The sequence below is a fragment of the Streptomyces sp. UH6 genome (genome assembly GCF_013421635.1).
GTDB lineage: Bacteria > Actinomycetota > Actinomycetes > Streptomycetales > Streptomycetaceae > Streptomyces > Streptomyces abyssomicinicus.
Genome location: NZ_JACADT010000329.1, coordinates 1 through 5,656, shown reverse-complemented (window position 1 = coordinate 5,656; position 5,656 = coordinate 1). Strand labels below are relative to the sequence as shown.

Genomic DNA, 5,656 nt, shown 5'->3' with positions numbered 1-5,656 from the left:
TCTGCGTGACGAGTCGTTCCGCCAGGTCGTCCGGGAGCGGGGCGCCGCCCTCCCGCTGCGCGGCGACCATCGCCCGGGCCGCCCCGGCCAGCAGGGCCGGACCGCAGGACGCGAGGTCGGTCGCCGTCCTCCCCTGGCCCTCCTCGATCACGTACGGCTCCGAGAACGCGCGCAGCAGGCCGAGCAGTTCCTCGGCACCCGGCGCGGTCAGGCGCGGACCGGGCACCAGGAGCGTCGCGCCGGCACCGATCTCGTTGCCCACGCTCGGGACGAGTTTGGCGACGGGCCCCGGCACGGCCTCCGCGAGCGTCCGCAGCGGCAGGCCGTTGTTGACGGTGATCACCAGATGGCGTTCCGTGAGCCGGGGCCGCAGGGTGTCGAGGACCTCCGGAAGGTCCGCGTTGCGGACGCACAGGACGAGCAGGCGGGCATGGCCGGCCAGCTCCGGCAGGGGGACCACCGTCGCCCCGGGCACCGTCTCGCGGAGACGGTCGGCGCCGGCCGGGGACCGCACCGCCGCGTACACCCGGGCGGGCCCGACCGCCCTGCCGAAACCCGAGGCCAGGGTCAGTCCCATCCGCCCCAGACCCACGACGCCCACCGTGCGGTACTCGCTCATACCGGCAGCATCGCAGCCCTCTCCCGGTCCCGCCCGCACCGGCCCGGCCGCGGCGGGGCCCGGGAAAGGTCACGGCGGGACAACGATCGGGGGCCGCGCCCGGCCGCCGGGCGACCGGGTCCCCTCAACGGGCGTAGAGAGCCCACCTGTTGGGAATGCGCTTGGCGCAAACGCGTCCACCGACACGTTCAAGGACGAACGAAGAACGGGGCAACGATGCGCATACGCAAGGCGCTGGCCACTTCCCGGGTCCCCACCGCACTGGTGGCCACCACCCTCGCACTCGCCCTCACCGCGTGCGGCGGTGACGGGGACGGCGAGAAGAAGACGGACGAGGGCGGCGGCACCGGCGCCGCGGGGCAGACCGTGAAGCTGCCGAAGCTGGACGGGCAGACCCTGGAGGTCGCCGCCGTCTGGACGGGCACGGAGCAGGAGAACTTCAAGAAGGTCCTCGCCGAGTTCGAGAAGCGGACCGGCGCCAAGGTCACCTTCGTTCCCGCCCAGGACCCGATCATCAACTTCCTCGGCTCCAAGATCGCCGGCGGCTCCCCGCCGGACGTGGCGATGCTCCCGCAGGTGGGCGCGATCCACCAGGCCGTGGAGAAGGGCTGGGCCAAGCCCCTCGGCGCGGACGCCCAGGCGCAGCTCGCCAAGAACTACAGCAAGGGCTGGCAGGACCTCGGCACCGTCGACGGCAAGCAGTACGGCGTCTACTACAAGGCCGCCAACAAGTCCCTGATCTGGTACAACGCCCAGGTCTTCGAGAACGCCGGGGCGAGCGAGCCCAAGACCTGGGACGAGCTGCTGACCACCGCGCAGACGGTCTACGACTCCGGCGTCACGCCCTTCTCGGTCGGCGGCGCGGACGGCTGGACGCTCACCGACTGGTTCGAGAACGTCTACCTCTCCCAGGCGGGTCCCGAGAAGTACGACCAGCTCGCGGCGCACGAGATCCCCTGGACCGACCCCTCGGTCAAGGACGCGCTGACCACCCTGGCGCAGGTGTGGGGCAAGGCCGACTACGTGGCGGGCGGCGCCGACGGCGCGCTGCAGACGGAGTTCCCGGCCTCGGTGACCCAGACCTTCACCGGCGGCGACCAGCCCAAGGCCGGCATGGTCTACGAGGGCGACTTCGTGCAGGTCAACATCGGCGAGACCGAGGCGAAGGTCGGCACCGACGCCAAGGTGTTCCCCTTCCCGGCGGTGGGCGACATCGCGCCGGTGGTCTCCGGCGGCGACGCCGCGGTGATCCTCGAGGACTCGGAGGCCTCGCAGGCCCTGGCCACCTTCCTGGCCTCCCCGGACGCCGCCGGCATCCAGGCGAAGCTGGGCGGCTACCTCTCGCCGAACAAGGCGGTGGACTCGTCCGCCTACCCCAACGAGGTCCAGCGGAAGATGGCCGAGGCGCTGGTGCAGGCCGGTGACGACTTCCGGTTCGACATGTCCGACCAGGCGCCGCAGGCGTTCGGCGGTACGCCCGGCAAGGGCGAGTGGAAGATCCTCCAGGACTTCCTGAAGAACCCGAAGGACGTCGAGGGCGCCCAGGAGAAGCTCGAGGCCGAGGCGGCCAAGGCCTACGGGGACTGAGGCCCGATGGAACCGGCCGTGACGAAGGAAGAAGGGGGGACCCCGGCGGCCAGGCCCGCCGGGGGCGCCCCCGCCGAGCGGTCCCCGCGCGGCCGGGCGTCCCGCAGACGGACGTCCGCGCTGCCCTTCCTGTTCCTGCTGCCCGCCCTGGTGCTGCTGGGCGCGCTGGTGCTGTACCCCATCGGGTACTCGCTGCTGCGCAGCCTCTTCGGCCGCACCGGCGACGACTTCGTCGGCTTCGACAACTACGCCGAGCTCTTCACCGACGACGGCATCCTGACGGCGCTGACCAACAACCTGATCTGGGTCGTGGTCGCCCCGGCCGTCGCCACCGCGCTCGGTCTGGTCTTCGCGGTCCTCACCGAACGGGTGCGCTGGGGAACGGCGTTCAAACTGGTCGTCTTCATGCCGATGGCGATCTCCATGCTGGCGGCGGGCATCATCTTCCGCCTGGTCTACGACCAGGACCCGGACAAGGGCATCGCCAACGCGGTCTGGGTGGGGGTGCACGACACCTTCGCCGAGTCCTCCGCCTTCCCCAAGGCGCACCCGGGCCGCGAGTCGCCGCTGGAGCCGTCCGGCGGCGGCTCGTTCACCACCACCGACCCGGTGCGGGCGGGCACGCCGGTGTCGCTCCCCCTGGTGGGCGTCGCGCCCGACGTGATGCCCGAGGAGGCCGCCCCGGCCCGCCCGGCCTCCGCGGATCCGGCGCGGATCACCGGCGTGACCTGGCAGGACTTCACCCGTGGCAAGGGCGTGGGCACGCTCAACGAACCCGACGCCACCGAGGTCGGCTATCCGGGCATGCGGATCGAGGCGGTCAAGGACGGCAAGGTCGTGGAGAGGGCCACGGCGGCCGCCGACGGCTCCTTCAGCCTGTCCTCGAAGGCCGACGGCGCACTGCTGCGGCTGCCCGCGGAGAACTTCCGCCAGCCCTACAACGGGCTGGAGTGGCTCGGCCCGTCCCTGGTCACCCCCGCGGTGATCGGGGCGTACGTGTGGATGTGGGCCGGGTTCGCGATGGTGCTGATCGCCGCGGGCCTCGCGGGCGTGCCGCGGGAGCTGCTGGAGGCGGCCCGGGTGGACGGGGCGACCGAGTGGCAGGTGTTCCGCCGGATCACCGTGCCGCTGCTCGCACCCGTGCTGGGCGTGGTGCTGGTCACGCTGATGATCAACGTGCTGAAGATCTTCGACCTGGTCTTCATCATCCCGCCGGGCTCGGCCCAGGACGACGCCAACGTGCTCGCCCTGGAGCTCTACCGGAAGGGCTTCGCCGAGGACCAGCCGGGAGTCGCCAGCGCCATCTCGGTCTTCCTGCTGCTGCTCGTCGTCCCGGTGATGTGGTTCAACGTCCGGCGGATCAGGCAGGAGGGCCGACAGCGATGACGTCGACGGCGACAACCCCGGCGGCGACCCCGGCACCGGCCCCGGCCGCGGGGCGCGCCAGGCCCTCCCTCGCCTCCCGGCTGGTCTCCGGGCTGGGCGGCACGCTGGTCCGGCTGTTCCTGGTGGTGGTCGGCCTGTTCTGGCTGGTGCCCACCATCGGCCTGCTGCTCTCCTCGCTGCGCTCGCCGCAGGACATGGCGGAGAGCGGCTGGTGGACCGTCCTCACCGAGCCCTCGCGGCTGACCTTCGAGTCGTACGCGAACCTGCTGGGCAACGGCGACATCACCGGTTCGCTGCTCAACACCCTGCTGATCACCGTGCCGGCCACCCTGCTGGTGGTGCTGATCGGTGCGCTCGCCGGGTACGCGTTCGCCTGGATGGAGTTCCCGGGGCGGGACTGGTGGTTCCTGGGCGTGGTCGGCCTGATCGTGGTGCCGGTCCAGGTGGCGCTGCTGCCGATCGCCGAACTCTTCGGCGACCTCGGGCTCTTCGGGTCGATCGCGGGCGTGGTGCTGTTCCACACCGGGTTCGGCCTGCCCTTCGCGGTGTTCCTGCTGCGGAACTTCTTCGCGGAGATCCCGCGCGAACTGCTGGAGGCCGCCCGGCTGGACGGGGCGGGCGAACTGCGGCTGTTCACCCGGGTGGTGCTGCCGCTGGGCGGTCCGGCGGTGGCGAGCCTGGGCATCTTCCAGTTCCTGTGGGTGTGGAACGACATGCTGGTGGCGCTGGTCTTCGCCGACTCCGGCAGCCAGCCGATCACGGTCGCGCTGCAGACCCAGGTGAGGCAGTTCGGCAACAACATCGACGTGCTGGCGCCGGGCGCGTTCCTGTCCATGGCGATCCCGCTGGCGGTGTTCTTCGCCTTCCAGCGCCAGTTCGTCTCCGGCGTGATGGCGGGCGCCGTCAAGTAGCCCGTCACGTGGTCCGTCACACGGCTCGTCAGGTGGCCCGTCACACGGCGGCCGCACAACGGGCAACGATCACGCGCATCACTCGATCGGAAGCGTCCGTCAAGCGGGCGAATCCGTTCACCTGAAGGGGCGGTCCGGTCACCGGGCCGCCCCGACACGCGTGCGGCGTGGCCACTCGGCAGGGCGGCGGAGCGTATCCATGTCACACCTTCGGATGTCTCCGCTCCGGCCGACCGCCCCCGTCACCCCCTGGATGTGCCGTTGCCCAGGTTCAGTGTCATCGTGCCCGCGTACCGGGTCCAGGCCTACCTCCACTCCTGCCTGGAGTCGGTGCTCGGGCAGTCGTACGCGGACCTGGAGCTGATCGTGGTCGACGACGGCTCCCCGGACCGGTGCGGGGTGATCATCGAGGAGTTCGCCGCCCGCGACCCCCGTGTCCGCGCCGTCCACCTGGACCGCAACAGCGGTCTCGGCCCCGCCCGCAACGCCGGCATGGAGCAGGCGGCCGGCGACTACCTGATCTTCCTCGACGGCGACGACACCCTCACCCCGCACGCCCTGCGGGCCGTCGCCGAACGGCTGGAGCACACCGGCGACCCGGACGTCCTGGTCTACGACTACGCCCGCCTCCACCTGGACGGCGGCACCGTCCGCAACCGGCTCGCCGCCGAACTCGGCGAGGACGGCCCCGCACCGTTCCGGCTGGACGACCGGCCCGGGCTGCTCAACCTGCTGATGGTCGTCTGGAACAAGGCCTACCGGCGCGCCTTCCTGGAACGGGAGGACCTCCGCTTCCCGCCGGGCTGCTACGAGGACATCCCGTTCACCTACCCGGCCCTGCTGGCCGCCGGGTCGCTGGCCACCCTCGACCGGGTCTGCCTCCACTACCGGCAGCGACGCCTGGGCAACATCCTCGGCACCCCCGGGCGGCAGCACTTCGACGTGTTCGCCCAGTACGACCGCGTCTTCGCCTTCCTCGACGCCCGTCCCGCCCTGGCCCACTGGCGGGGACCGCTCTTCCAGCGCATGACGGACCACTGCTTCACCGTCCTGAGCCGCGCCGACCGTCTGCCGCCCGGCACCCACCGGGAGTTCCTGCACCGCGCCCGCGCCCAGCACCTGCGGCGCCGCGTGCCCGGGCTGCGCCCCGCCA

General features: G+C 71.9%; 5 protein-coding genes. 4 read left to right on the top strand and 1 reads right to left on the bottom strand.

Annotated elements, in window-relative coordinates; all coding sequences use genetic code 11:
- On the bottom strand, positions 1-619 hold a 619-nt coding region (locus tag HW445_RS16750), incomplete at its 3' end, for an NAD(P)-binding domain-containing protein (protein ID WP_180221823.1).
- Between the two features lie 216 nt (positions 620-835).
- Between HW445_RS16750 and HW445_RS16745 the strand changes: the two genes are divergently transcribed.
- The 4 genes from HW445_RS16745 to HW445_RS16730 all read left to right on the top strand — a co-directional run.
- Complete coding sequence (locus HW445_RS16745) at positions 836-2,206, top strand: ABC transporter substrate-binding protein (protein ID WP_180221822.1); 1,371 nt, start codon at positions 836-838, stop codon at positions 2,204-2,206.
- Positions 2,207-2,212: 6 nt separating this feature from the next.
- Complete coding sequence (locus HW445_RS16740) at positions 2,213-3,592, top strand: carbohydrate ABC transporter permease (RefSeq protein ID WP_180221821.1); 1,380 nt, start codon at positions 2,213-2,215, stop codon at positions 3,590-3,592.
- A complete protein-coding gene (locus HW445_RS16735; RefSeq protein WP_151775157.1) occupies positions 3,589-4,503 on the top strand; it encodes a carbohydrate ABC transporter permease in 915 nt (304 codons plus the stop codon). Before HW445_RS16740 ends, HW445_RS16735 begins: the two co-directional genes overlap by 4 nt.
- Before the next feature lie 261 nt (positions 4,504-4,764).
- On the top strand, positions 4,765-5,656 hold an 892-nt coding region (locus HW445_RS16730), incomplete at its 3' end, for a glycosyltransferase family 2 protein (protein WP_180221820.1).